The organism is Streptomyces zinciresistens K42 (assembly GCF_000225525.1).
GTDB classification, from domain to species: Bacteria; Actinomycetota; Actinomycetes; order Streptomycetales; family Streptomycetaceae; genus Streptomyces; species Streptomyces zinciresistens.
This window is the reverse complement of the sequence record NZ_AGBF01000428.1, coordinates 1-1,635: the sequence shown is the minus strand read 5'-3', so window position 1 is coordinate 1,635 and position 1,635 is coordinate 1. Positions and strand designations below refer to the sequence as shown.

Below are 1,635 nucleotides of genomic sequence, written 5' to 3'. Positions count from 1 at the left end.
GGTCGCGGCGGCCACCTGGGCGTCGGTGGGCGGTACGGCCGGCGGCGGCCCGGCAGCCGGCTCGGCGACCGGCTGCCGCGGCGGCGCTACCGTCGGTGCCGGACGGCGAGGAGCCGTCCGCGGCCCCGGGCGCACCCGGAGCCGTGCCGGTGCCGAGCCCGGTGTCGGCGGGTTCGGGTTCGGGTGCGGCGGAGGCGTCGGCGACCGGGCAGGCGCTCAGGACGGCGGCCCGGTGCAGACAGCGGGGCGCGAGCAGGCAGGTGCAGCGCGCCTGCTCGGCGGTCGTGACCGCGCCGAAGGCGCCGGGCTCCAGGGTGACCACGGCGTCGTCGCCGCAGCGCACGCTGACGGTGCCGCCCTCGGTGACGGCGGGTACGGCGGCGTACTGCTCGATCGCCGCGTCCAGCTTCTTGCGCAGCCGGGAGGTCAGCGCCTCCACGGCGGCGGCGACCGTGTCGGGTGCGGCGGGCGGGAGTCGGTCGTTCAACGGGGTTCTCCGCGGAGACGGTCGCCGACCCAGCGGGCGAGGGCGAGGGGGCTGAGGGCGGCCACGGGCATGCCGGCCGCGACGAGTTGCTGGGCCACGGGCACCGAGTAGCGCGGTGCCCCGCTGTCGTCCAGGGCGGCGCAGCCCATCAGATGGACGCCGGACGCGGCGAGCGAGCGCACCTCGCCGAGGAGGCCGCCGAGCGGGTAGCCCTCCTCGAAGTCGCTGACCACCACCACGAGGGTGCGGCTCGGCACGGTCACCAGCGAGCGGGCGTGGGCGAGCCCGGCGGCGATGTGGGTGCCGCCGCCGACGCGCACCTCCAGGAGCAGGGACAGCGGGTCGGCGACCCGGTCGGTGAGGTCGATCACCTGGGTGGAGAAGGTGAGGAAGTGGGTGGAGAGGGTGGGCACGCCGCCCAGGACGGCGGCGGTCAGCGCCGACCAGATGACGGACGCCTCCATCGAGCCGGACACGTCGACCACGAGGACCAGCCGCCAGTCCGACTCGCGCCGGGACAGGGTGCTGAAGACCGGCTGTTCGGGGACCACGACGGTGCGTCCGTCGTCGAGCCGCCGGGTGTGGGCGAGGTTCGCCCGCAGGGTTCGGGGCAGGTCGAGCCGGCCGCCGGGGCGGCGGGTCGGGCGCGGGCTGGCGATGCCGGTCAGGGCGGGGCGCAGCCGGGTGGCGAGCTCGCGGGAGAGTTCGTCGACGAGTCGGCGTACGAGAGGCCGGAGCCGGGCGAGTTGCTGCTCGGGCATCCCCCCGGCGAGGGAGAGGACGGAGCTCAGCAGCTCCACGGAGGGCCGTACGGAGGCGGGGTCGAGCTGTGCGAGGACGTCGGCGCGGCCGCTGTCGGCGGCCCGGCCGAGGACCTCCTCGCGGACCTCGGCCCCGAACAGCGCCTCCAGTTCGTCCGACCACTCGCGGGCGCTGGGGAAGGACCCCTCCTGGCCGGCGCCGCCGCCGGGCCCGCCGATGCCGTCGGCGCCCTCGCCCTGCCCGGCCCCGTACAGCTCGTCCAGGGCGTGCGCGTAACGGCGGGCGCCGGTGGGGAGCTTGTCGTTCTCCCGGCCGAGCAGCAGCCGCCAGCGGTCGGCGGGGGCGAGACGCGGCGCCGCCGCGGGTGACGGCGCCGGGGCGGCGCC

2 protein-coding genes are annotated in these 1,635 nt (G+C 77.6%); both read right to left on the bottom strand.

Going from position 1 to position 1,635, the window contains the following annotated elements; translation table 11 throughout:
* Positions 1-487 (bottom strand): SWIM zinc finger family protein (locus tag SZN_RS36995; protein WP_007506455.1); only part of this gene is annotated, 487 nt, incomplete at its 3' end.
* The coding region (locus SZN_RS36990; RefSeq protein WP_007506452.1) for a vWA domain-containing protein at positions 484-1,635 on the bottom strand (1,152 nt) is incomplete at its 5' end. The genes SZN_RS36990 and SZN_RS36995, both read right to left, overlap by 4 nt.